This is a genomic window from Vibrio sp. 10N.261.54.E10 (assembly GCF_002877735.2).
Taxonomy (GTDB): Bacteria; Pseudomonadota; Gammaproteobacteria; order Enterobacterales; family Vibrionaceae; genus Vibrio; species Vibrio crassostreae_C.
Window position 1 is genome coordinate 1,297,248 of the sequence record NZ_MCXE02000002.1, and the last position, 24,766, is coordinate 1,322,013.

Below are 24,766 nucleotides of genomic sequence, written 5' to 3' on the forward strand. Positions count from 1 at the left end.
AGCTTAGGGAAAATAAAACATATTTTACGATTATTAATATGTTATGATCTCCCTACTACTAAAGGGGTGTCTTAGGGCATCGGGATGTATGCAAGCAAAAAGAACCGGCTTGTGTCAGTCACTTTCTGGCGAATATGGAATCGAAAATGTTGTTGGAAGAAGTTGTAGAAATTATCGAATTAACCGACTCAGACCATTTATCTCAAGCAATGGAACTGTTTAACGAGCATGGTTTTGTTGATGCTGAGTCTTTACCTTTTATGAATGTTGTTTTTGAAACAGCACCAGATCAACTTGCGAAGAAGCTGTCGCAGATTGGTTTTAAAGGTTTAGTGCAAGTCGAAAAGAATGAAGATGCATCAGGCTTCACCATTATTGATGCTGACCGTGTTCTGCTAAAAGATTCTGCTTAGTCGAAAGGCTCTGCTTAGCTGCAAGATTCTTCTTAATGACAAGAATAAGATTCAGCTTAGTGAAAAGACTCTATCCAGTTCAGTAACACCCGTTATGATTATTTGAGGTTAACACAGTGACAACAGCAACCGTTTCATCAACAGAACAACACATTTCCAATGAACATGCGCTTTTAGGTGCATCGTTATTAGCGTCTCAAAAAGTTGAGTTGGCTCTGTTCAGTGTGATCTCTAAATTAGCTAAAGCCCTATCAAAAGAGCAGCAACAGTCATTAGGTTTGGATTTGGATACCTTTTTAAGGGAGAAGCCAAGTGAACAAGCCTCGACTCTGAGCCGCTACGAAAATACGTTTGGTGAACAACTTCCTTTGAAGGCTAATGAACTCAACGATTTTATTTATCATCGAAACTTGGTCACTCGTGGCTTTTGGCGTGTGACTGGTGCTGATGTTAAAGGCGGTGAGAAACTTGCTAACCCAGAGCTTTATTTAAAAGAGTTCTTGGCTAAATGTGAATACTGGCAAGTGATGATTGATACTCAAACCAAGTAATCAAATTGAAATAAGAAAGCCATAGCGAACATGCTATGGCTTTTTTGTTGTTTGTGCAAATTGTCTTGAATTCTTTGAATCTAGAGCATCATCTTCAATACATAGTTCCTAGAGACAAAGTGATGTTTAAGTGCGGCACTGATATGCAGCACAATTAAACAGGCTAGGGCAATACAACTGGCACGATGTAAATAGAAAAAGAAGCCGTTGATTGCAGAGTCGGTAATTAGATTATTTACGCTCACTAACCAAAATAAAGAGTACGGTTCTTTTAGCATTAAGTAGCCGGTGCTGAAAACCATAAACATCACAAGATACATCAAAGAGTGTGCAAGCTTGGCAACGCATTTTTGCCCTTCAGGCACAGAGGTTGGCATGCTTGGCGACGAGCGAAAGTGGCTCCAGATATAACGAACCACAAGCAGTGGCGTCGCAACGGTCGCCAATGACATGTTGAGCACTGACAGAAAAGAAAACAGCTCTGGATGACTGGTGACATAGTGCATCACATACCCTGCGATCGTTGCATAGATGATTACAGAAGCCATTACCCAGTGCAGTACACGGCTTACTAAATCGTATCGTGGATTATTCAAATTAACCTCGTTCTGATCGTTATTAATATAAGATTCATCTCGATGCAATAAACCATTTTTCGGTATATTCGCATCGCGAATTAATCATATAGAACAGTATTACGCGGTATTTTTATAATTTAGAAATTAATGATGTTGCTTCAGGTGTTTTATAATTATCAATGATGTTTTAGAGTGTTAATTCCAATATGGACATAGCAAACTTGTCGACTTCCTAGCTTGTATGCCTATTACGAGATACAGTTAGTCTAAATATAAACATATAAGGAATGTATAATGCTTCGAATCTTATTGGTTGCAGTTATCTCGGTGTTCAGCACGATGAGTTTTGCAAGCGCAGAGGTTAAGTACTCGGAACAAGAGTATTTGGATAGACCGCTGATGGAACGCTATATCTTGGATGAGTTGAAGCAGCTTCGAATGGAACAGCAGGATCTTGAAAGACGCTTGACCATTCAGATGACTGACCGGGAACTGACTGTGGCAGACAAGTCTCTGAATTACGCCAATGTAACCGTAACCTACTTCTTCTACATTATTGCTGGTGTGGCCTCTCTTATCGCGCTGGTGGGTTGGCAATCCATCAAAGAGCTTAAACACACAACTCAAGACATGGCTGATAAGCGACTTAATTCTATCGCTCAAGACTATGAGAAGAAGTTTAATGTTCTTGAACGGGATCTTAAGCGCAAGACCAGAATCATTTCCGACAACAACCGCGAAATTGAAATTATCAATGAGATTCATAACCTATGGTTGAGAGCACAGAACGCACAAACGGCAGAGCAAAAAATTGAAATCTACGATGAAATACTGAAGGTTCGTCCTGGAGATTTAGAAGCACTTACTGCCAAAGCTGACGCTGCTATGGATATACAGGAATACCACTGGGCAATGAGTCTTTGTAACCGTGTATTAGAAGTCGATGACCAAAATGCTCATGCCTTGTATCAACGTGCTTGCGCCTATGCTCGATTAGGGGCAGAAGGTCAAGCTATCGATGACTTAGAGCGCGCTATTGAAGCCAGTGGGTCCATGAGAGAGCTGCTAACTGAAGAGCCGGACTTTGAGATGCTGCGAGGCTTAGAACGCTTCGAAGTACTTCGTGAAGAGTAATATGAGGTAAAGATCCGTGTTAACTAAGGTGGTGGGCTTTGCATGCTCACCATACTTTCACACCTATCGCGCTATGGTTTCTTACATTTCATTTATTTTTTTGATTTAATTGTTATGTTATAACACTTTCTAAGTTCCTCGTTATAACCGCTAAGTATTTTATGAAGTTCCTCCGTATTGGTCTGATCGTTACTGCGATCAGCGCATTTTCCCTTGCTGCTTTGCTCTCTTTTCACTCCAAACCAGCACCAGAAATCTCTATCAAAATAACACCTTACCAAGGTTCTCAACCTAATGATAAGGAAGTCATCGACTCGCAAGCGACTCCCAACTCTTTGGTTAAGGTCCATTATTTTGTGAAAGTTGGCGATACGCTAAGCAACATCTTTTCGTCATGGCAACTGCCATATGGAACCGTTCAAAAGGTGATGGAAGCGGATCTGGAGTCTTTGAAACTCGACACAATAAAACCTGGTGACCATCTAGAGTTGCTTTTGGATAGTGACTCAAAACAGCTTGTGGAGCTGATTTATCACGAGAGTTTGGTTGAGCAAGCAGCCTTTACTCGAAACGATAATGGTAGCTTCACCTATAAATTCCACGAGATCCCAGGCGAATGGAAAGAAAAACTCTATGCGGGTAGTGTTCACGGTAGCTTTTCAACGTCAGCCTACAAAGCGGGGTTAACTACTAACCAGATAGCCAATATCACCCGCACACTAAAAGACAAAGTCAACTTCGCTCGAGAGCTGAGAGCTGGTGATAGCTTCAATGTATTGGTCAAAGAGCAGTACACGGATGATCACCTAACGGGTAAAACAGAAATTCAAGGTATCTCAATTCAATTAAGAAACCGAGAAGTCGCAGCTTTTCTAGCACCAGATGGTCTTTTTTATGACAGAGAGGGAAATAGTCTAGAGCAAGCCTTTGATAGATACCCAGTCGACAGAAAATTCCGAAGAATCACTTCTTCGTTCAATCCGACACGAAGACACCCAGTAACTGGGCGAATCTCACCGCACAATGGTACCGACTTTGCGACACCTGTTGGTTCACCTATCTACTCAACTGGTGATGGTCGAGTGGTGGCACTTCGTGACCACCCGTATGCTGGTAAATATTTGGTGATTGAACACAACAGCGTATATACGACGCGTTATCTTCACTTGAGCCGCTTCTTAGTTAAGAAAGGTCAGCAAATTAAGCGAGGTCAGAAAATTGCGCTATCGGGTGCTACTGGTCGTATTACTGGCCCGCACTTGCACTTTGAGGTATTGGTTCGTGGTCGCGCCGTCGATGCGATGAAGGCGAACTTACCAATGGCAAGCTCAATTATGCCTAAAGATAGAAAAGAGTTTTTGGCTCGAATTGCCTCTTTTGATGCCATGCTCTCTGAGCCCGCAGATCGCGCGAGTTAGAGATATTCATATCTAACTTGGCAACGCATACAATCACGCCCCTTAGTTAGCGATTTAGCTAAGGGGCGTTTTTTTAAAGAATCACACGATTAAGCGACTGAATCCGTTATTCGATGGATAGAGCTATTGAGCGATAGGTTTGCCACTGATTAAGCAACCACCACTGCCGTGCCACTAGCAGAGACCATCAACATGCCATTACCTGTTCCCAAGACTTCGTAATCAATATCTACGCCTACCACCGCGTTGGCACCCGCTTCAATCGCTTTCTGTTCTAACTCTTTGAACGCGTAGTTACGTGCTTTTTCCAGTTCTTTCTCGTAGGTGCCAGAACGTCCACCCACAAAGTCACGAATTCCTGAAAACATATCTTTGAAAACGTTCACCCCTAGAATGGCTTCTCCGGCAATAACCCCTTTGTAATCGACAATGCGCTTGCCTTCGACTGATTGTGTGGTGGTAATAATCATAATGGCCTCTTGTAAGCTTGCTGAGCTGTCACTCGCTTATTGATTGATAGTTTGGTCTTGCTCTTGAATGTCATCGTTCAGTGCTGTCTCTGAGCGTGTGAATTCATGTCTTAACCATGTTCTCAGTTTTAGCACACTTTCTTGTTTTAATTTGTTTTTTGGGCAAACAAAGTAAAAATCTTGGTGCGGGTTAGCAACCGGTTTACCCAGTTCGACAAGCATCCCGTGGCTGATGTCATCCTTCACAAACAAGCGATGTGTAACCAATACGCCTAGTGAACGAATCGCAGCTTGTACTGCTTGAATGGAGACATCGAACGTCAGGTTGCTATGGAATGTGGGCATTGGGATTTGGTAATTGTCGCACCACACTTGCCAGTCGTGTTGTCGCCTGAGGTTAAAAACGCCAATGGTCGGGTTTTGTTTGACGAGTTGTTCGACGCTCAATCCGGTCTGGTTTTTTAATATCGTAGGGCTACACACCAAGATTAGGTCATCGTCGCCCAGTTTCTCGCTGTAATATTGTTCCCACTCGTTGGGTTTGCCATGTACAAGCGCAACATCGACCCCTTCCTGCTCGATATCGAAAGGGCCAGTTAGCGTCGAAATGCGGATATCAAGTGAGGGAGCGAAGGCTTGGAAGTCGGGAACTCGTGGGATCCACCAGTGCATCGCTAGCGAATTGACCATGTTGAGGGTAATGCGGTGGTCGTTAGGCGTTCTGGCAAGCTCTTCGGTCGCCTCTATCACTTGCTCAAGTGCGGGAGCAACTTTGCGGTAATATCGCTTACCTGCGGCATTAAGAACAACACGACGACCGACTCGTTGAAACAGAGGCTTGTTGACCAGTTGTTCTAACGACTTTATCGCTTGGCTTACCGCAGAGTGACTGACGTACAATACCCGCGCGGCGTCGGTCATGCTGCCAGTCTCAGCAACAGCAATGAAAGCATAAACGGATTTAAGCGGAACAAGTTTTTTCATTGGTAAGTTTTCCTTACAGTTATAGTTAATATTACTCGCTATTTTTCATTACGTCACGCCTCTAAAATAGATGTCATAGGAGGTGATAATTATGTCTGATATTACCAAGGCAACGACTTTCATGTTGTTGTCGACGTTCAGTTTGTCTTTAAGTGGCTTGATGGCCAAGTATCTATCTGAAGTGATGCCCACTTCGTTACTCAGTTTTGTGCGTTTTTTGTTACCCAGTCTGTTTTTATTTCTTTTCCTGACCTTTTACAAAATCAGCAAGCCGACACGAGAAATGTGGAAACCTTTGGTGATGCGGGCGATCTTTATGGTGGCGTGTCAGTGGTGTTTCCTTACTTCACTGCAAACCTTAACGCTTGTTGAAGGGGTTGTGTTGTTCAGTACGGGGCCTCTGTTTATTCCATTGTTAGAAAAGTTAATATTTAGAACCAAGATTCATACAACGACGATAGTGTGTTTAGCTGTCACCTTTGTTGGCGTAGTGATGATGGCGGGGGATTGGTCGCAGTTTGAGTTGGGTTCGGAGTTCTTTAGACCTGCGCTTCTGCTTGGGCTTCTCGCGGGGGTATTTAATTCTGGCTCGCAAGTGAGTTTGTACCGAGCGTCTAAAACCAGCCTGACTCCGGCAGAGCTTAACGCGTGGACCTTTTTAGTTGCGGCAATTATTGTGATACCAATGGTTGTGTTTACTTCAGTGTCTGCGGTTCCTGATGTACTTGAAAGTGCAGAGAAAGGAACCTTGTCGGCGTTGCTGTCTTTTGACGATTTACGCTGGATTGTTCTCGGAGCACTTGGTCTTGCAATGTTTACCATCAATACCCAAATCTTCCGTTCCAAGGCGTATAAGCTTGCAGACAGTGGCTCCCAGTTGGCACCTCTGATTTTTACTAACATGCTGTTTAGCGCGCTTTGGCAGGGCTTGTTCTTTGATGATGTGTTTTCTACACAGCAGATGATTGGCATTAACCTGATTGTCGTGGCGAGCATCACCAATACATTGCTGGCAAAAAGACACAGCAAGGCGAAAGCCAAACAAAAACCGCACACCACAGTGGCTGTAGCGACTGTAGTGGACGTTGCGGTATTGGACTCGGCAGCTAAAAGCTAACCATTGAGTTATGGCTTATCCTCTGAATGGTTAATTTAAAACTTAGAACAATGAGCGTATGTATTCTTTTACTCGGTCGATGTGTTCGTGCGGGTCAATCTCGCAGCGTTGGTTCATTTCTAGGAATCGCTCAGCGTATTTATCGTAGATTTTGTTTTCCAAAAACAGTAAATACAACTTGGGATCGATATGACCGCTGGTGGCCATGTCGGTCATGATGTTGAGTGATTCGCTTAAGAGTTTACCTTTCTTATAAGGGCGATCACTAGAGGTGAGCGCTTCAAAGACATCAGCAATTGCCATTGCTCTCGACGGCAGAGGTAACTGGTCTTCGTTTAAGCCTCTTGGGTATCCCTTACCGTCGATACGTTCGTGGTGTCCGCTGGCGATATCCGGAATGTTTTGAAGGTAAGGCGGGTAAGGCAACTTGTTGAGCATGGTGAAGGTTTGGATAATATGATCGTTGATCATGAAACGTTCTTCATCGTTTAGCGTACCACGGCGTACTTTCAAATTGTGCAGTTCACCTTGGTTGTATTTAGCTTCTCCGGGCTTAAGTACAAACGCTTCTTGCCATACATCGGCAGGGTTAAAGCCATTGTCCCAAGGTATTTTATGCTCCGGTTTGTCGGCAAGCAGAGGCTCCATGACAGGCAAACCCTTTTCCTGACTTGTTGGCTCAGTTCTCTCTTTCTCAACCGACTCTTTTTGGGTGTTAAATCTCTCTTTTTCAGACCAAGACAAACCCAATTGATCATCCAGTGTACGTTTCCATTGGCGTTTGGCTATTTGATCTAAGCGTTCTAGCTGCTCTTCCGTCATAGATTCGCCGCCAAGATTACACTCAGCAACGAAGGCAAACTCCTCATCCAGTTCAGACAGGCTTTGTTCGAGTATTTTGAGTTGTTCTTCTTGTAGTGCACCGTTCGCCATCGCTTTCCAGTAATCGGTTTCCGCTTGCTGTTTCAACAACTCAAAACGCATTCGCACTTCGTGGATTCGGTCGTAAATGGTTTCCAGTTTTGTTGCCTTATCTACCACATATTCAGGCGTGGTCACCTTGCCGCAGTCATGAAGCCAAGCGGCGAGCATCAACTCTTCCCACTGTTTACTGTCCAATGAGAATTGCGGGTAATAGCGGTCATCATCTATGGTTGCTTGAGTTAGCCATTTGGTGAGCTCAGGCACTCGTTGGCAATGCCCGCCCGTATAAGGTGACTTGGTATCAATCGCCGATGCAATCAGCTCAATAAAGGCATTAAGCATGTCTTTTTGTTGCTGCATTTGGTCGATGTTGTCTTTCGCTATTTCCGCAAAGCTGAGCAACTCTCTTAAAAAGGCGTGCTTGTCTGCCTGCATCTTGGTAATTGGTCTCTCATAGCCAATTGCCACAATCCCTACCAACAGTTTCTCTCGGTTTAATAGTGGAAATAGGTACAGGTCTGAATTGAAGATCGAATCTTGGTAATAGTTGAGAACATTGTCTTCTCTGTTTAAATGGATCGTCTCACCAGATTTAAGCTGACACAGCAACCAAGGCGTGTGTTTGATGAAGTCATTGATGTCGGCCTTAAAAGGAAGAATGGCAAGGTTGGCTGCCGTATCAAACACGTCTTTCTCTTTGGATTGAGTGAAAAGGACAATGGTTTCTGCTTTGGTAATTAAATAGCTTTGATGAGCAATGTTCTTGGCTAAGATCGAAAACTCCTGATTCCCGGCGGTGTCTCGAAGTAGGGTAATCAGATCATGAAGCGTGTGTTCCATTAGCTCAATCGAATGGGCGAGGTTAGCCACTTCTTGAATCATGCTTTTGGGATAATGAGTACGCCTGAAGTCGAACCGAGCGATGTTGTCGGTGAGTTGCATCAGCGTATTGAGCGGCTGAGACAGTCGATTAGCAACAAACCATACGATAGCGAAGCAGATGAACAACATCCCAATCGCGACCGCAACTTGCTTGTCTCGCATCGAGATAAGATCAGCGAGCAGCTCATTGTGTGGCGTCGCTTCTGCCAAGTATAAGGTGACATTTTGAGTCAGTTGAACCGGCGTTAGCGTTAGTGCCCAAGTGTTTAAGTTGTACTCAACGTTTTTTAGATTGAGGTTAAACTTCTCTTCATCAGAGATAAGCGGCGCAATAACGGACGCTTTCAATGCTTCCATCTGTTCACGTTTGGGCACATTAAAGAAGCTTTGGTCTTGCTCACTGCCAGAGAGATTCCCCGTCGTTTGGTTGTTCGTTTGCTCAGTTTTACTTGTGTCATCAGATTGGGAGTCAGGCTTGGGCACTGATAGCTCAAGTTGATGCTGACCGAGAAGATTAAAATGTTGATCGAACAAGGCGAGTCGGGTTTGCGGAGAATAAGCTAATTCACTGATCTGAGAAGAGAGGGAACTCAACGTAAAGTCGGCACCAACCACATGCTTGCCATCGGCAGAACGCCTAGAGAGTGTAATGCCATTGGTTTGCAGGAAATAGAATAGATAGGGCTCAGAGAGTTGTATTGAGCCATCAGGCTTTGCGTTACGAAACCAAGGACGAGTGGTGGGGTTGAACTTACTCTCTGCTTGTCGAGTACTGATCACTTGATGTGCGCCATCAAGATAGGTAATAAAGTTTTCACCGTCTAGATTGGTGCTGCTGACCATCATGGTCGCTTTAGCGGGCGCGCTGTTTTCGGCTCTCTGTTTATTGGTGCTTAATGGACGAAAGATTCTGAAGTCACCATCTTCAGAACCATAAAATAGAGCGACCAAATTGGTGTTTTGCTTGAAGATGATATCGACCGAAGCAAGCCAAGAGTCTTTTTCGACAGCGGAAGCTTGATGAGCAACAAACGGGCTCACCGCCATCACATTTAAGGTTGTGATAACAGGGGCAATGGCTTGTTTAAATACTGATTCCAGTTTGTCGCGGTGCTCATTACTGATCTCGCGCACTGTGCCTAGCAGCAGCTCTTGGGAGTGCCGATAACTAATCGAAATCAATACCGCACCGACAAGTGTTGTCAAAATTAGGAAAAGGCTAGTGATGTGGATACTCAGCGGATATCGTCTTCTTCTCATCTAACACTCCAGTTTGTAGGCTGGTTTAAGTATTGACGAACTTGGGTAGGTTGCAAAAAATTGGCGCAATTACCGAGTGTGTGCGGTTCGACTTAGATAAGACCAAGCGCTGGCTGGCTCTGGTTAGCCACGTATTCCCGTGTCGTGTAAATGAACCAGTAATAAACCTTTATGTTTGGGTGCTAATTGTCACTTTCAGCTGATAAACTGGCCGAATTGTTGCCATTAGGCATTCATTTTCTGAAGTATTCTTTTCCTGAAAGAGATTCAGAGTTACTTTCTGAAAAACGTATTTTGACCGAGCGAAGAGGGCATTGATTCATGGAACTCAAAGTAGATACTCACACCCACACATACGCAAGTGGTCATGCTTACAGCACATTGATCGAAAACGCCAAGTCGGCAAAGCAAAATGGTTTAGCCATGTTTTGTACTACTGATCATTCAGAATCAATGCCGGGCGCGCCACACTATTGGTTCTTCAGCAATCAGCGTGTGCTCCCTCGTTTTATTGAAGATGTCGCAATTATTCGAGGTGTTGAGTCAAACATCATGAACACACAGGGTGAAATCGACATTCATCCGAGTGTGGATAAGAACTTGGATTGGGTGATCGCGAGTTTTCATGAGCCAGTATTTCGCCCATCGGATGTCGCTACCCATACAGAAGCATTGTTGAATGTGATTAAGGGCGGTCGAATTGATGCGCTTGGTCACTTAGGCAATCCTAATTTTGATTTCGATTTCGAAGCCGTTATTCAATGTGCGGTTGAGAACAACGTGGCGATTGAGATCAACAACACCACACTCAAAGGCAATAGCCGAGTTGGCAGTGTTGACCGCTGCTATGAGATTGCAAGAATAGCGAAAGCGAAGGGTGCATTTATTACAACAGGCAGCGATGCGCATTTCTGTTTAGATGTCGGTGGCTTAGACTTAGTCGCAGCATTGTTAGATGAAGTGGGCGTAGATTCGAGTAAAGTGATTACCCATTCGCCAAAGCAGTTCCTAGCCTTTTTGGCCTTGCGCGGTCGTAATGAAATCCCAGAATATTCAGATCTTGTTTAAGAGAATGTCGGCGGGTTTGCATTTCGACACAATCAATTTTTGTGCCTGAAAGATTTTTGTATACACTAGCCGAAAATAATAAAGTCGAAGTGCCACAGTAATGACGGCTCTAACTTCAAAGACACCGCTTCACTTGGAGAAACAATGAAAACTCGCTCAATCCTTTTATCTGGCTTAATCGCTGCTGCGTTATTGTCTGGCAACGCATTTGCTAATGTCGATCTTAAGAAAAATATGCAAGAAATGAAGCTTGCATTCAAACAAGCGGCTGAAGCTCAAAGCATCGAAGAGATGCAAAAGCCTATAGTACGTATCGACACGTTAGTTGCTGAGCTGAAAACGGGTGTTTACCCAATTGAAAAAGAAGAACACTTCATGGAAGGCTTCAAAAAAATTAGTGTATCAATTGATAGCATTGAGCAGAAGCTAGACCAAGGTGACTTTGAATCTGCACAGCAAGAACTTCGTACTCTTGACGGCCTTCGTGAAGAGTATCACGAGAAGCGTAATCCGAGTATTTGGAGCAAGATCTTCGGTTAAACAAACCAAGACTAAAACAAGTAACGTATATAGCGCCGACTTACATCTCCTTCTTGAGAGGACGAAGTAAGGCGGCGTTTTTTATTGCCTATTTTCCCGAAGGCTTACTGCAAAGAAATACGCAATACTTTCTTAGCTCTGATGCTGTAACCGGTTTATAACGAAAAAGAGTGTGCGTTAGCTTCAATTTTTTAACCTGATGTTAATCTTTACGTGTACCTATATTCCAAGTGCCTCATAATAAGGGAAATTTATAAAAATTTGGAATGATGCGCCGAACCTCGTTCAACTTCTCTATGTTACTTGCAACAGCACTAAGCTGGGCATTGGTAACATTAATGCCTGTTATCAATGCTCATGGTAATAGTGCGGGAGTATGGGCGTCGTTATGTACGGTTAATGGCTTTGAACTGGTTCAAATTGAAGAAGGTGAACCAAACACACATAAAGGTAAACCGTGTCCGTTTAGCCATTTTTCCACGTTTCACCAAGATGAACTTCCAACTACACTACTGACAACTCGACTGAGTTCTATTGTCTCTGACAGCTACGCTTTTTTGGCTCTAAGCGAACGCTATACGAGGCAAGCCCCGCGCGGCCCTCCCTTTGATATTTCTTAAACCTAACCCACTAAAATAATTAAAAAATAAAGTATTAAGTAAAGTTAAACATGCTCAGATTACTTTCTGATTTTTCAGAAGGTATGTTTGCATGTGTCAAAGGAAATAATAATGTTGAGAAATGAATCTCAAAGCTCTGCGAAAGCACAAGCGACTTCGCAGTCTACAAGCAGTGCAACAACCGGTTCGAGAACCAATATAAAAAACAAAGACCGCAATAAAACTCTCTACTTCCTCACTTGGCGCTGGCACTTCTATGCCGGGCTATTCGTTATCCCATTCATGTTGATGTTGAGTATTACTGGTTTGGTGATGTTGTTTGATGATGAAATTGAACTCGCTTTCCATCAAGACGCGATTGAAATTGTTGCATCGGGCGAACCGATCAAGGTGTCGCAACAATTAGCTGCCGTACAGCATCAATACCCACAAGGTACGGTGACACAGTTTGTTCCGAGTAAAGTCCCTGATCTTGCGAACCGATTTTCTGTATCGCTTGAAGATGGCACTTCCGTTTTCGCCACGGTGAATCAATACACTGGTGAAGTGGTAGGAGAAATCCCGCGCAGCGATAGCCTGTACCAACTGGCGAATGACATTCACGGCACTTTGTTGATTGGTGATTGGGGTGATTACCTAATTGAAGTCGCAATAAGCTTGTCTATTCTGTTACTCATCAGTGGCATTTACTTATGGCTTCCTCGAGATAACGCTAGCCGCGCTGGTTTTCTGAAGCTTAGATTTGGTTCAGGAACGCGTGTTTTAATGCGTGATTTGCATGCGAACATCGGTGGAACACTGTCATTCATTCTTCTGTTGTTTATTCTATCGGGGTTATCATGGACAGGTTTTTGGGGCGGTAAGCTAGTGCAAGCATGGAGTACTTTTCCTGCTCAGATGTGGGACGACATTCCCTTGTCTAACGAAACGCATGCTTCTTTAAATCACGGTTCTGAAGAGGAAATGCCTTGGAACCTAGAGCAAACGCCATTGCCTTTATCTCAAGATAAGCCAGCCGAACATGTACATCACGCAGAAGAGGCGACTGAACCTCATGATCACTCCAAGATGGGTGAGGATCATTCTCAGCATGTGTTATCCGCCAGTAATTTCTCTATTGATGGTGTGATAGCAAAAGCTCAATCACTTGGTTTTACGCAGTATAAAGTCAATTTCCCACGTTCAGAGTCGGGTGTTTACACCGTGGCCGCGAATACTATGGGAGGCGACATCATCGATCCAACCCAAGATCGCACAACTCACCTCGACCAATATTCTGGACGCATTCTAGGAGAGGTGACGTGGCAAGATTACAATTTCTTCGCCAAAACTTTAGCCGTTGGTATTCCTCTGCACCAAGGTGACATCAGCATCATCAACAAGCTTCTAAACGCGTTGTTCTGTTTGGCATTCATTTTGGTGTCAGTGACTGGTGGAGTAATGTGGTGGATGCGCAGACCTTCAGGCCAAAGAAAGTTGGGAACGCCACCGAAGTTTGGCGATGCGGGCTTATGGAAAGCAGGCTTAGTGACTGTGGTTGTTATTTCGGTACTGTTTCCACTCGCGGGTGCAACGATTGTGGCTGCAATGCTATTGGATTGGTTACTGTTTTCACGCGTTGAGAGATTTAAGACGGCATTGAGTTAATTGATATAAAAACTGACCTTCTTTCTGAGGAGGTCAGTTTCATTAATCAGATGGGTGATTCCTTTGTGAGGAATACTTTAGACTTGATTCAGCTCTAGATTTGATAAAGCTTTAGATCTGATAAAGCTCTAGCGGCAGGCCGTCTGGGTCGGCGAAAAACGTAAATGATTTCCCCGTAAACTCATCCACTCTAATCGGTTCAACTTCAATGCCTTGTCTTTCCAAATAGCTTTTGATTTGCTGAACGTCATCAACACAAAAGGCTAAATGTCTCAACCCTTGAGCTTCTGGAAAGCTTGGTCTTTCAGGTGCGTTAGGGAAGCTGAATAATTCTATTTGAGCGCCATTAGGTAGCGCTAAGTCGAGTTTGTACGATTGGCGTGCTTCACGGTAATTCTCTGCAATAATTTCCAGCTTTAAAATCTCAGTGTAAAAGCGTTTTGAGGCTTGGTAGTCTGAGCAAATAATGGCGGCGTGGTGTATTCCTTTTAGCATCAGTTTATTTCTCCGGCCAGCTTATCGCTCAAGTGTTCCATTGCGTAATCGATGAACACACGCAATCGAGCAGGCATGTATTTGGTTTGAGCAAACTGCATCGCGATTGCGCCATGGTAGTTACTCTTGATGGTCCAATCTTCTAGCACTTGCACAACAGAACCTTCAGTCAGCGCATCTTGGATTACAAAATCATGGAAAATACCTACACCAAGTCCTTCTTTAACGCCTTTAAGTCGCATCTGTGAGTGGTTTACAGCGTAACGCCCACTGACGGGTACTGTGTGAAATTCATCATCTTTAAGAAAGTCCCAAATGTGGTCTTTGTCTGTTTCGGCAAGATACAAACAATCGTGCTCTGAAAGCTCTGTCGGGTGGTAAGGAGTTCCTTTCGCTTCAAGGTAGTCAGGGCTCGCACACAGTACGAGGTTAGTTTTCCCTAACTCCTTCAAAACCAGGCTCTCGTCGGGTTTATCGGTAAGACGAAACGCGATGTCGATACCTTGACGTAAGATATCGATGTCGCCATCAGCGGCTCTTAACTTAAGTTGAATCTCAGGATATTGATTTAAGAAAGGAACGACAAAGGGTTGTAATACCGAATTCAAGAAGGCTTCCGGCGCTGCTACCGTTATTGAGCCTGCAGGATCTGTATGATCGGACGTCGACAGTTCAACAGCCTGTTGGGCGGCATTTATCATAACGACACTTTGATCGTAAACCAGTTGCCCAGCTTGCGTGATGATCAAAGTACGAGTCGTGCGTTCAAACAGCTTCACTGAGAGCGCTTTTTCTAAACGTGTGATTAATTTACTCAACGCTGAGGGTGTCACGCCTAGCTGCTTTGCTGCAGCAGTAAAGCTCCCTTCATTCACCACTAAAATGAACGAGGCAAGATCAGGAAGTAGAGCAATGAGCTTAGGATTAATCATAAATATCCAGTTAAACAAGTTTCAACAATTAGCATAACGACAATTGTGAGTGATTACGTGTGATTTGTGAATCAATTTCATTAATTGCATTAATTACGTAGTCTGATCGGCCTGATCGTTTTATGTGTTTCGATCTCATCTGTATAGCGTCACAGAGGCTATACATTCTGAGGTAAGCGGAGAATCATCACTATATCGTATTGAGATGAAAAATTGAGATTTGATATGAAAGCGAAATTAGACGGAAATTATAGCTAATTTGGCGTTTAAAAAAGCAGGTGAAGGGCGTTAATGTGCCCTATGTCACTGGGATGAACTATTATTAGTGCCTGTGATTCATTAATGTTTTTCCAACTAAAGGGATAATCGGAACGGGGATGTTCAACTAGAATATAGGCATAAGTTTTACAGTGTAAATGATCGTGTTGAGATCGTTTACATCCCTACATAAAGCGGCGCGCGATGCTGCTAAATTATAACTAGGAAGGAATGAGACAATGTCTTCTGCATTTTACCAACAGATTCAAACTCAAATCGAAGAAGTTAAAGAAGAAGGTCTTTACAAGTCTGAGCGCATTATTACTTCTGCACAAAAAGCAGCGGTTTCTATCTCGACTGGTGAAGAAGTACTAAACTTCTGTGCAAACAACTACTTAGGTCTTGCTAACCACCCAGCTCTTATCGAAGCAGCTAAAGATGGTATGGATCAGCACGGTTTTGGTATGGCTTCAGTACGTTTCATCTGTGGTACTCAAGATTCTCACAAAGAACTAGAGCAAAAGCTTTCTACGTTCCTAGGTAAAGAAGACACTATCCTTTACACATCTTGTTTTGATGCAAACGCTGGCCTATTCGAAACAATTCTAGGTAAAGAAGACGCAATCATCTCTGATGCTCTAAACCACGCATCTATCATCGATGGCGTTCGTCTGTGTAAAGCAATGCGTTTCCGTTACTCGAACAACAACATGGAAGAGCTAGAGCAGCAACTTATCGCTGCTAAAGAAGCTGGCGCTCGTCACACACTAATCGTAACTGACGGTGTGTTCTCAATGGACGGCGTAGTGGCTAACCTTCCTGCTATCTGTGACCTTGCAGACAAGTACGATGCACTAGTAATGGTTGATGACTCTCACGCAGTGGGCTTCATGGGCGAAAACGGCGCGGGTACTCACGAGTTCCACAACGTTGTAGACCGTATCGATATCATCACTGGTACTCTTGGTAAAGCAATGGGTGGCGCTTCAGGCGGTTACACTTCTGGTAAGAAAGAAGTGATCGACTGGCTACGTCAGCGTTCTCGTCCATACCTATTCTCTAACTCTGTTGCTCCTGCAATCGTATCTGCGTCTATCCGCGTTCTAGATCTTCTTGCGGAATCTGGCGACCTACGTACTCAACTATGGGAAAACTCTGCTCACTTCCGTACTCGCATGGAAGAAGCTGGCTTCACTATGGGCGGTGCTGACCATGCAATCATCCCAATCATGCTTGGTGATGCAAAAGTAGCGGCTGAGTTCGCAGAGCGCGCACTAGAGAAAGGCATCTACGTTGTAGGTTTCTCTTTCCCTGTAGTACCAAAAGGTCAAGCTCGTATCCGTACGCAAATGTCTGCTGCACACTCTCGTGAGCAACTAGACCGCGCAATCGATGCGTTCATTCAAGTTGGTAAAGACATGGGTATCATCTAATTTTAAAGGGATGCCACGAGCATCCTTTAATTAGATAGAGCAACACCCAGTAGAATATATAGATTTTTGATTCTCGCCTTACAGTTAGGCGAGATGAACTAGGTAACATTATGAAAATTAAAGCACTTTCTAAGCTAAAGCCTGAAGAAGGCATTTGGATGACCGAGGTTGAAAAACCTGAAATGGGTCATAATGATCTTCTTATTCGTATTAAGAAAACCGCAATTTGTGGTACTGACGTACATATCTACAACTGGGATGAGTGGTCACAAAACACAATCCCAGTACCTATGGTAGTAGGTCACGAATACGTGGGTGAAGTTGTTGGCATTGGCCAAGAAGTTCGTGGTTTTGAAATCGGCGACCGTGTATCTGGCGAAGGTCACATCACATGTGGTCACTGTCGTAACTGTCGTGGCGGCCGTACTCACCTTTGTCGTAACACAACAGGTGTTGGTGTTAACCGCACTGGTGCGTTCTCTGAGTTCCTTGTGATTCCTGCGTTCAACGCATTTAAGATCCCTGCAGAAATCTCTGACGATCTAGCTTCAATCTTTGACCCGTTTGGTAACGCAGTACACACAGCACTTTCTTTCGACCTAGTTGGCGAAGACGTGCTAATTACTGGTGCTGGCCCAATCGGTATCATGGCTGCAGCTGTTGCTAAGCACGTTGGTGCTCGTCACGTTGTAATCACTGATGTAAACGAGTACCGCCTAGATCTTGCTAAGAAAATGGGTGTGACTCGCGCAGTAAACGTGATGGAAGAGAAGCTTGAAGACGTAATGTCTGATCTTGGCATGACTGAAGGCTTCGATGTAGGCCTAGAAATGTCTGGTAACCCATCTGCGTTCAACAGCATGCTGACTAACATGAACCACGGCGGTAAGATCTCTCTACTAGGTATTCCACCATCAGACATGGCAGTAGACTGGAACCAAGTCATCTTTAAAGGCTTGGTTATCAAAGGTATCTACGGTCGTGAGATGTTCGAAACTTGGTACAAGATGGCTTCTTTGATTCAATCTGGCCTAGATCTAACACCAATTATTACTCACCACTACAAAGTGGACGACTTCCAGAAAGGCTTCGACATGATGCGATCTGGTATGTCTGGTAAGGTAATTTTAGACTGGGAGTAGGATACTACCGGTTTTGAATATCAGAAGGCAACAGGTAAAACTGTTGCCTTTTTTGTCGCCATTCTTAATTGATAATTAATTTAAACTATTGATATTTAGTGGTTATTTTTGTTTTTTCATATAGTGGCAAGTTTGATTCAATCAGGGTTAGACCTATCACCAATCATTACTCATCACTTTAAAATTGATGATTTCCAAACTGGCTTCGATGCTATGCGTAGTGGGCTTTCTGGCAAGGTTATCCTTGATTGGGAATAGAAAAAATTAGGCTCTAAATAGCAAAAGGCGACAGTGAAAATGTCGCCTTTTTTACGAATAAAACCGCTAAATAACGGTCGATTACAGTGTCTGCCGCCACTTTGTCGCCATTAATTCTCTAATGGATTGAGGTGTACAGCTTGTATCAAATGTTCTGGAGCAAAATGAGAATACGCCATTGTCTGCTCAATCTTAGTATGCCCAAGAATACGCTGTAACACCAAGATATCCCCTTTGTTCATCATAAAATGCGAAGCAAAGGTATGCCGTAGAACATGCGTCGCTTGCCCACTCGGAACGTGCTCTGGTAAAGCTTTTTTAATGTAGCGCCAGGCGTCCTTGTAACTCGTGTTAAAAATTTCATGGTCGCTCACGGCGATATCTAAGATCTCTTGATATAAAGCTGGTGAGATGGGCACACTTCGATTCCTCTTACCTTTTGTCTCGGTGTAAGTCAGTTTAAATTCAGCTACCTGTGAACGGGTAAGAGTTAGAGCTTCACTTATACGGGCACCGGTGGCTAAGCAAATCTTAGAAATTACAATGAGCTGCGGAATCGAGACTGTAATGACTCGGTTGAAATTTTTCAGGTTAACTAAGAACTCTTCAATTTGTGGCTTGGTTAGATATGCTAGGTTCTTCTCACTTGTTTTGATTGTTTCGATAGCTTCAAGTGGATTGGGGTATTTCCATTGATTGTACTTAATCAGTTTCTTGAACATTCCCTTTAGATAAATCAATTCCGTGTTATGTGTTGTTGGTGAAATCTTAATAGATTTATTTTTGCCACGGTAGGGTATTCGCGCTGCACGATAGTCTAAGTAGTCTCGTTCTTTAAGGTGGGAGGCAATTGGATTCCCTAATTCTTCAATTGTCTTGGCTATTAGCTCCCGAGCTTGTTTACCCGATTTCAACGTATGACCGTGTATGGTCCACCAAGTGTCTAACAGTTCGCTCATTCTACGGTGATCGGTTTTACTTCCCATCCATGGCTTATCGTCAATCTCCTTCATCGTGTGAAGCTCAAAAGCCTTTGCTTCTCCCTTAGTCGTAAACTTTTTACGAACACGTTTCCCCGTTCGCCCATTCGGGTAACATTCGCAGAGCCAAGGTTTGGTAGAACCATCTTTTAAATTGCGGATAGACATAATAAAGCCTAAAATCACTGTATGTAAAAACAGCATAATTAGAGCTGAAACGTAGAACAATGTTTTATATCGGACAAAAAGCACAGGTTAGGCTCCTATCTCAAAGTGCTAAGAAAGCTAATAGGTTATTGCTGTGTATCAATCAATTCATGTGACTGCTGGCTACAGTCATTTCAAAATCAACAGTGATGGTCCAATTGGAGTAAGTAAGAAGAACCAAGGGGTGATTGATGCGGTTTTGAAACTAGGTAATCGCTTTACGGCACCATTTGGTGGGTTTATAGAAGCTGAAAACGTGATCGGTTTGAAGTGGGTGAAGCTGGTCGATATTAAATATCTGTGTACTGATGAAGAAGCCGAAACTATCGAGTACGTGATACAAAAAGACCACTATGTAGTGGGGACGTATCAAGACCGGAAGTTGTATATTTTATTGTTTGGTGGAGAACCAAAGCACCATCAGATCAAATGCCTTGAACAAGATGGGAAAAATAATGTGTTTGGGTTGTTTTAATGTAGAGGTGATAATTTATAAATCAGTTAGGCCAGAAACTTACAGTCCGTATTGTCGGCTCGATCTTCTAAATTAGCAGGTTGGCTAGCTCATTTTTGCCCCATTCCTTCTCAGCGCGAAAATTCACTCACAATCTGTGATAATACGTTTGCCTTACCTGTAGTTATCCGAAGGAGTCTCGAATTAAGCTTTTTAAAAATTATGCGCCATTTTGTAATCTAATACCTAACACTTCTCATTAACCTATTGATTATGAATTGAAATGTGATTGGAAAGGCTGCATGATAGGAATATAAAAAGCGGCTAAAAGCCGTATAAAAAGCGTTATGAGCTTCCAAGAATTAGAAGGAAAATATGGCAGTTTTAGAAATCCTGACTGCACCTGATCCAAGGCTTAAGGTCAAAGCGGAAAAGGTGCGAGATATTACGACGGTACAAACATTAATAGACGATATGTTGGAAACGCTCTATGCGACTGACAATGGTATCGGTTTGGCGTCGATTCAAGTCGGTCGTAAAGAGGCAGTTGTTATTATCGACCTTTCAGAAAGTCGAGATGAACCGCTAATTTTGGTTAACCCAGAAGTGATTAGTGGCTCGGATAAAGCATTGGGTCAAGAGGGTTGTTTATCCGTTCCTGATTACTATGCAGACGTAGAGCGTTTTACTTCAGTTGTTGTATCTGCTTTAGATCGCGAAGGTAAGCCAATTACCATCGAAAGTGATGAGTTTCTAGCCATCGTAATGCAGCACGAAATAGACCATTTGTCGGGTAATCTGTTTATTGACTATCTTTCGCCACTTAAGCGTCAAATGGCTATGAAAAAGGTTAAAAAGTACGTTAAAGCGCACTCTTAACCCCGCATATAACAAACGTTTAAGGTTTAAAGATACTTTTTCTTATGCGAGCTAATGTATCTAAGTTATTTAAGCTAAGAAGCTTTTGTCCAGAACCGTCACAGGCTTAATTCTTACCCGTAGCACCTCCTAGCTCGAAAGAGTGTCCAAATGTTTGATAAAAATAGGTTTCGACTCTTCAGATCATTTATTAGCAAAGTACTCTCGGTAGGTCTTTTAACTTTGTCGTGTATTGTGGTGATAAAAAATTGCGCTTCATAGCCCAGTCATGTGTAGTTCCCTGAGCGGCTAGGAATATCGAATCTCGCCCCAACTTGTTATTGAGTTTATCTATGGCTTGCATCAATGCTGGGTTGTCAGGTTCGGAAAATAAGTCCTGTTGACGCTGCCGATCGGATACTAGGTTCATCGCACCTACGCCAATCTTGTAATAGCTGACACCTGGCTTAAACAACCTAGTTGCCATCAACGTCACTGCTTTAGTCAACTTACTTGTATCATTAGTTGGAAATTCAAATGTGCAGGTTTTTTTGAAGTTTTGTGGTATGTCATCGAAAGGTGATGTGTTGGCAAAAGCCATGAGAGTAGCGCATGAGCTCTTTTGATTACGTGCTTTTCTTGCCACTGTGGCAGCGTGAAAGGCGAGGGCTTGTTTTAGCTCTTCAAGTGATGTTATTCGGTTGCCGACACTGCGAGTGCTAAATATCTGTTGTTTGTCCGCTCTGCATTCGTCCCAAACTTTGCAAGGGTGGCCATTTAACTCACGAACGGTGCGTTCAATTTCTACATTGAAAGAGCACCTTGCTTGTTCAGGACTTAAATTCGCAAGATCTAGAGCTGTTTCAATCCCCATCAACTTCATACGTTGTGTCAATCGCCTTCCAACGCCCCACAAACTTCAGATACAGGTTGTGATGTCAAATATTGTTGGCGTTTGTCTTCAGAATCAATGATGCAGACACCATTCAACTTTTTATCAACTTTGGCTACTCTGTTTGCCATTTTTGATAGTGTCAAAGTATCACCCGCACCAAAGCAAACGGGCAGTCGACATTCTTTCCAGACCGTTTGACGAATTCGTTGACCGAAAGAGGTTAAGTCTGACTCAACATGTGAAAAACGGCTTATATCTAAAAAGCATTCATCTATTGAGTAAATATGGCTCCTTGGTGAGAACGTCGTAATTGTTGCCATCATTTTTGCAGACAGATCAGCATATAAAGCATAGTTTGATGAAAAAACGTTCACACCACGCTTTTCAATGAGTGTTTTTTGCTTGAAATAGGGCTCAAACTTTTTGACTCCAGCTTCTTTTGCCAACCGATTTGCTGCTACAACTGCACCATCATTGTTTGATAAGACAATACAGGGTAGGTGTCGTAAATCAGGCCGAAATACTTGTTCACAAGCGACATACATAGCGTTGCAATCTATAAGAGCAAACATTACATGAACTCAGGCAACGGTTTATGTAGACGAATAGAACGTATCACAACCCCTTCAATAGCAAAGGCATCTTCTGGATGGATCTCAATAGGTAAGTGATGAGGATTTGCTGACAGCAAAAGCCTGTTATGCAGATCAAGGATTTTGCACATAAATGCACCATTTAAGCTGACGATAACGGTATCAAAATGCTGAGCTTGTGGCTTTCTGTCGATGACTAACAAGTCGCCATTGAAGATGCCAATTCTTTCCATGGAATCTCCGTTAGCATAAGCAAGATATGTAGCATTGGGGTTATTTACCAAGACAGAATCCAGTGAAACACCAAGCTCAACATACTCAGCTGCTGGTGATTCCCAGGAGGTAAGAGAGCAAGAAATACTGGATGGAGAAAGCGGTAGAATGTGCATGTTTACGACCTAAGAACCTATACTGTATAAATATACAGTATAGGTTCTAGGGCCGTCAATGTTTGTAAAACTAAGTGCGGTTTAATTAACCTTTTGTTCGAATTAACAAAGCGTACGTTTAAAAGTTGAGCTTGTTCGAACCCATTAGGTATGCGAGCGACTGCATCGTGATTTTCTTCACATGATGGCAGTCTATTCCAATACTTTAACTGTGAGTGTTTTTATTATTCTGTACGTATGAATACTAAATCAATTTTTCTAGAGTATATCCATCGCGCAAATGCTCATTGCGATAGCTGTTTAAACCAGTTGTTTGTATTGATGACTCAAGCTGTGATGAAGGTCGATTCTGACGATATAGCTTTGCATTTGATGAACGATGTATCGGAGCCCGATTTGTTGTTGCTGATCGTTTTAACCGATATTGATTTAACTACTCAGTATGACGAACTCATACTTGCGATTGCTGTCACTCACGTAATGAACTTTGAAAGTCATCCACTTCACTAGATCTGTAGCTTGGTGTTCAAAAATGCAGTCGCCTGGACAGTTCATTAGTACAATCATCCATATAACTTGTTAGTTCTATCACTGGATTGCTAATTTGAAATGGTCTAAATGTATAGGGTCACTTTCACCCTAATATTATATATAGAGTAAAAGTGACCCCCATGAAAACATCCCAAAGCTACGCTTTGAAAGACCTCTATTAGTTCATGAGCGTAGCTCATGGTTGTTCCTAAGGTAATTTCATAGACAGAACCTTAAGCACTAAGCTCAGCGTAAATTCCGTCTAACGTAATGTTTTCTTTAGACTTCCTCTGCGCGGACTTTTGAGCGTTCCTTGATATATAACTGGTAGCCCATTCGATTTTATTGCTGACTTCTGACCATGCGCCGTGACTGATACATTCAAATATTGGTAACAGCCAGACATCCACATTTTTTGCCGCTTTAAACAATGAGACCGATGGCATTATCTGAAGCGCAATACTACGCCTAATGATCAGCGCAAGTAAACTGGCCCAGATGAGCCCATCAACGATGGCCTTTTGTGCGGTGACAAATCGTTGCCAGTTGGTGTGAGACTTTAACTCTTTAAAAAGCAGTTCCACCTGCCATCGACAGCGGTAGATCGCCATGATGTCATCGGCAGTAAAGGTGTCTGAAGGTAAGTTAGTTATCCAAATGCAGAATCGTTTTTCTTCAGCAAACCATCGTCGCACGACTCTAAACTCTTGTTTACCTCGACGGACTTTTAGGTCAAGGACCTGCGAACGGTTGGTACCTCGAGTAATGTCTTTCAGCTTCTTCCCTTCTAGCTTAGGCAGCAGTCGCCCCTTGCCGTTCCTTGCCTCAATAATCATAGGGTTCAGAGACTTAGCACCTCGGACAATATAGAATCCGCCATGCTGTTCAAGCTCTCGAAAGAAGTGGAAATCAGGATACCCTGCGTCAGCTAACAGCAATTTGTTGTTCATCGTTTTGGGCTCAGGTAAAAAATCTCTTTCTGATGCCGTATCAGCGCTGATGTTCATCGCGACTGGAGAAAAGCTTTTCAACGACATTGTCATATGACATTCAACCGCTGCAGGGTTACGTTTAAATCGACTCGGATAAACATCCGCCAGGTCACGATGGATGTGGAAAGAGCTGCCATCTTGAAGCAGTACATCATCAAAGGTGTCGAGCTTATTTGGTAGACCGACATTCTGCTGGCGAGCAAATTGAGCTATTGCACGCATAACAAGTTGCCGCATGAAATTAGGAAACTCATTTTTCCTCAACTGGTTATGGTAAGGCTTGTATGCCACGGCACCTTCAGGGCTCAAGCACATCCCATTGAATTGTCGCAGTAAATCCGCAATGGAAGTGCAGTTTCCTTTGCTTAACGCGGCCACTAAGCTAATGACTAGCTGCTCGGGTAATATCGCCCGACACCGTTTCATCAGGCCTGTACTTTTCGCCATTTTTTGGAGGGTGTCAGCATTAAAGAATTGCTTAAATTGCTTCTGTAAGGAGATAATCGTCATCGGCTTCACTATTGATGTAGGTAGTTTGTTTGGCGACGATTATCTGATCATAAATGAAGCCTTTTTTCTATCTAAATAAACAAGTTAGCTCTTAAGATCCTGTCTATGAAGGTAATTTAAGTAACTCAATCCTATGAAGAGCTACTTGTTGTAGTGGATTAAATCGCTTAATTACTGATTCGTAGTTACACAGCATGTTGGAAGTCGGATAGTTAAATGGAAGCGCGGCATAG

24 protein-coding genes and 1 pseudogene are annotated in these 24,766 nt (G+C 43.1%); 15 read left to right on the top strand and 10 right to left on the bottom strand.

All coding sequences use genetic code 11. From position 1 onward, the window contains the following. Nucleotides 1-146 precede the first annotated feature (146 nt). Together BCU07_RS16985 and BCU07_RS16990 are read left to right on the top strand one after the other, a co-directional pair. Nucleotides 147-413, top strand: coding sequence for a hypothetical protein (locus BCU07_RS16985; RefSeq protein ID WP_017059525.1), 267 nt, complete (start codon nucleotides 147-149; stop codon nucleotides 411-413). A 116-nt stretch (nucleotides 414-529) separates the two neighbouring features. After that, complete coding sequence (locus tag BCU07_RS16990; protein ID WP_017064806.1) at nucleotides 530-964, top strand: hypothetical protein; 435 nt, start codon at nucleotides 530-532, stop codon at nucleotides 962-964. 80 nt (nucleotides 965-1,044) lie between these two features. Here the strand turns inward: BCU07_RS16990 and BCU07_RS16995 are convergent, their stop codons facing one another. Beyond that, nucleotides 1,045-1,560, bottom strand: a complete 516-nt coding sequence (locus BCU07_RS16995; RefSeq protein WP_082151303.1) for a cytochrome b — start codon at nucleotides 1,558-1,560, stop codon at nucleotides 1,045-1,047. A gap of 276 nt (nucleotides 1,561-1,836) precedes the next feature. On the opposite strand from BCU07_RS16995, the gene BCU07_RS17000 reads away from it, so the two are divergent. Then, nucleotides 1,837-2,676, top strand: a complete 840-nt coding sequence (locus tag BCU07_RS17000) for a tetratricopeptide repeat protein (RefSeq protein ID WP_102428806.1) — start codon at nucleotides 1,837-1,839, stop codon at nucleotides 2,674-2,676. Between the two features lie 161 nt (nucleotides 2,677-2,837). Further along, nucleotides 2,838-4,094 (top strand): peptidoglycan DD-metalloendopeptidase family protein, encoded by a 1,257-nt coding sequence (locus BCU07_RS17005; RefSeq protein WP_102428807.1) that lies wholly within the window; start codon nucleotides 2,838-2,840, stop codon nucleotides 4,092-4,094. 149 nt (nucleotides 4,095-4,243) lie between these two features. On the opposite strand, the gene BCU07_RS17010 is transcribed toward BCU07_RS17005, so the two are convergent. Both BCU07_RS17010 and BCU07_RS17015 read right to left on the bottom strand, forming a co-directional pair. Then, nucleotides 4,244-4,564, bottom strand: coding sequence for a heavy metal-binding domain-containing protein (locus BCU07_RS17010; RefSeq protein WP_004730185.1), 321 nt, complete (start codon nucleotides 4,562-4,564; stop codon nucleotides 4,244-4,246). A 36-nt stretch (nucleotides 4,565-4,600) separates the two neighbouring features. Further along, a complete protein-coding gene (locus BCU07_RS17015) occupies nucleotides 4,601-5,548 on the bottom strand; it encodes a LysR substrate-binding domain-containing protein (protein WP_102428808.1) in 948 nt (315 codons plus the stop codon). A gap of 91 nt (nucleotides 5,549-5,639) precedes the next feature. On the opposite strand from BCU07_RS17015, the gene BCU07_RS17020 reads away from it, so the two are divergent. After that, complete coding sequence (locus BCU07_RS17020; protein ID WP_102428809.1) at nucleotides 5,640-6,665, top strand: DMT family transporter; 1,026 nt, start codon at nucleotides 5,640-5,642, stop codon at nucleotides 6,663-6,665. Between the two features lie 42 nt (nucleotides 6,666-6,707). Here BCU07_RS17020 and BCU07_RS17025 read toward each other — a convergent pair whose 3' ends face one another. Continuing rightward, on the bottom strand, nucleotides 6,708-9,731 hold the full coding sequence (locus tag BCU07_RS17025; RefSeq protein WP_102428810.1) for an HD domain-containing phosphohydrolase: 3,024 nt from the start codon (nucleotides 9,729-9,731) through the stop codon (nucleotides 6,708-6,710). A 321-nt stretch (nucleotides 9,732-10,052) separates the two neighbouring features. Between BCU07_RS17025 and BCU07_RS17030 the strand changes: the two genes are divergently transcribed. The 4 genes from BCU07_RS17030 (at nucleotide 10,053) to BCU07_RS17045 (ending at nucleotide 13,606) form a co-directional block, all read left to right on the top strand. Beyond that, nucleotides 10,053-10,799, top strand: a complete 747-nt coding sequence (locus BCU07_RS17030) for a phosphatase (RefSeq protein WP_017059533.1) — start codon at nucleotides 10,053-10,055, stop codon at nucleotides 10,797-10,799. A 144-nt stretch (nucleotides 10,800-10,943) separates the two neighbouring features. Then, the gene (locus BCU07_RS17035; RefSeq protein WP_102428811.1) at nucleotides 10,944-11,339 is read left to right on the top strand and encodes a cytochrome b562; all 396 of its coding nucleotides are present in this window, start codon (nucleotides 10,944-10,946) and stop codon (nucleotides 11,337-11,339) included. A gap of 269 nt (nucleotides 11,340-11,608) precedes the next feature. Beyond that, complete coding sequence (locus BCU07_RS17040) at nucleotides 11,609-11,959, top strand: hypothetical protein (RefSeq protein ID WP_016769165.1); 351 nt, start codon at nucleotides 11,609-11,611, stop codon at nucleotides 11,957-11,959. 111 nt (nucleotides 11,960-12,070) lie between these two features. Then, nucleotides 12,071-13,606, top strand: a complete 1,536-nt coding sequence (locus BCU07_RS17045; RefSeq protein ID WP_102428812.1) for a PepSY-associated TM helix domain-containing protein — start codon at nucleotides 12,071-12,073, stop codon at nucleotides 13,604-13,606. A gap of 111 nt (nucleotides 13,607-13,717) precedes the next feature. Here BCU07_RS17045 and BCU07_RS17050 read toward each other — a convergent pair whose 3' ends face one another. Next, nucleotides 13,718-14,101, bottom strand: coding sequence for a VOC family protein (locus BCU07_RS17050; protein WP_102428813.1), 384 nt, complete (start codon nucleotides 14,099-14,101; stop codon nucleotides 13,718-13,720). Continuing rightward, entirely contained in the window at nucleotides 14,101-15,033 is a 933-nt protein-coding gene (locus BCU07_RS17055) for a LysR family transcriptional regulator (protein WP_010428874.1), read from the bottom strand. Before BCU07_RS17055 ends, BCU07_RS17050 begins: the two co-directional genes overlap by 1 nt. A 497-nt stretch (nucleotides 15,034-15,530) precedes the next feature. Between BCU07_RS17055 and BCU07_RS17060 the strand changes: the two genes are divergently transcribed. The 3 genes from BCU07_RS17060 to BCU07_RS17070 all read left to right on the top strand — a co-directional run bounded on the left by BCU07_RS17060 (nucleotide 15,531) and on the right by BCU07_RS17070 (nucleotide 18,124). Then, a complete protein-coding gene (locus tag BCU07_RS17060) occupies nucleotides 15,531-16,724 on the top strand; it encodes a glycine C-acetyltransferase (RefSeq protein WP_017064793.1) in 1,194 nt (397 codons plus the stop codon). Nucleotides 16,725-16,834: 110 nt separating this feature from the next. Further along, entirely contained in the window at nucleotides 16,835-17,866 is a 1,032-nt protein-coding gene (gene tdh, locus BCU07_RS17065; RefSeq protein ID WP_017059546.1) for an L-threonine 3-dehydrogenase, read from the top strand. A 108-nt stretch (nucleotides 17,867-17,974) separates the two neighbouring features. Beyond that, the gene (locus BCU07_RS17070; RefSeq protein WP_371958531.1) at nucleotides 17,975-18,124 is read left to right on the top strand and encodes an L-threonine 3-dehydrogenase; all 150 of its coding nucleotides are present in this window, start codon (nucleotides 17,975-17,977) and stop codon (nucleotides 18,122-18,124) included. Between the two features lie 110 nt (nucleotides 18,125-18,234). Here BCU07_RS17070 and BCU07_RS17075 read toward each other — a convergent pair whose 3' ends face one another. Beyond that, nucleotides 18,235-19,272 carry a tyrosine-type recombinase/integrase gene (locus tag BCU07_RS17075; protein ID WP_029203706.1) on the bottom strand — a complete coding sequence of 346 codons (1,038 nt, stop codon included), beginning with the start codon at nucleotides 19,270-19,272 and terminating at the stop codon, nucleotides 18,235-18,237. 133 nt (nucleotides 19,273-19,405) lie between these two features. Here BCU07_RS17075 and BCU07_RS17080 point away from each other — a divergent pair, with 133 nt between their 5' ends. Both BCU07_RS17080 and def read left to right on the top strand, forming a co-directional pair. Beyond that, the gene (locus BCU07_RS17080; protein ID WP_016800220.1) at nucleotides 19,406-19,786 is read left to right on the top strand and encodes a hypothetical protein; all 381 of its coding nucleotides are present in this window, start codon (nucleotides 19,406-19,408) and stop codon (nucleotides 19,784-19,786) included. Nucleotides 19,787-20,140: 354 nt separating this feature from the next. Further along, entirely contained in the window at nucleotides 20,141-20,644 is a 504-nt protein-coding gene (def, locus tag BCU07_RS17085) for a peptide deformylase (protein WP_102428814.1), read from the top strand. A gap of 190 nt (nucleotides 20,645-20,834) precedes the next feature. Here def and BCU07_RS17090 read toward each other — a convergent pair. Both BCU07_RS17090 and BCU07_RS17095 read right to left on the bottom strand, forming a co-directional pair. Continuing rightward, a pseudogene (locus BCU07_RS17090) lies at nucleotides 20,835-22,090 on the bottom strand (Y-family DNA polymerase). Beyond that, nucleotides 22,090-22,500 carry a LexA family protein gene (locus BCU07_RS17095; RefSeq protein ID WP_029203707.1) on the bottom strand — a complete coding sequence of 137 codons (411 nt, stop codon included), beginning with the start codon at nucleotides 22,498-22,500 and terminating at the stop codon, nucleotides 22,090-22,092. Before BCU07_RS17095 ends, BCU07_RS17090 begins: the two are co-directional and overlap by 1 nt. Nucleotides 22,501-22,737: 237 nt before the next feature. On the opposite strand from BCU07_RS17095, the gene BCU07_RS17100 reads away from it, so the two are divergent. Further along, complete coding sequence (locus tag BCU07_RS17100) at nucleotides 22,738-23,010, top strand: hypothetical protein (protein ID WP_016800232.1); 273 nt, start codon at nucleotides 22,738-22,740, stop codon at nucleotides 23,008-23,010. Between the two features lie 254 nt (nucleotides 23,011-23,264). Here the strand turns inward: BCU07_RS17100 and BCU07_RS17105 are convergent, their stop codons facing one another. Continuing rightward, entirely contained in the window at nucleotides 23,265-24,533 is a 1,269-nt protein-coding gene (locus BCU07_RS17105; RefSeq protein ID WP_413286173.1) for an IS4 family transposase, read from the bottom strand. Nucleotides 24,534-24,766 lie beyond the last annotated feature (233 nt).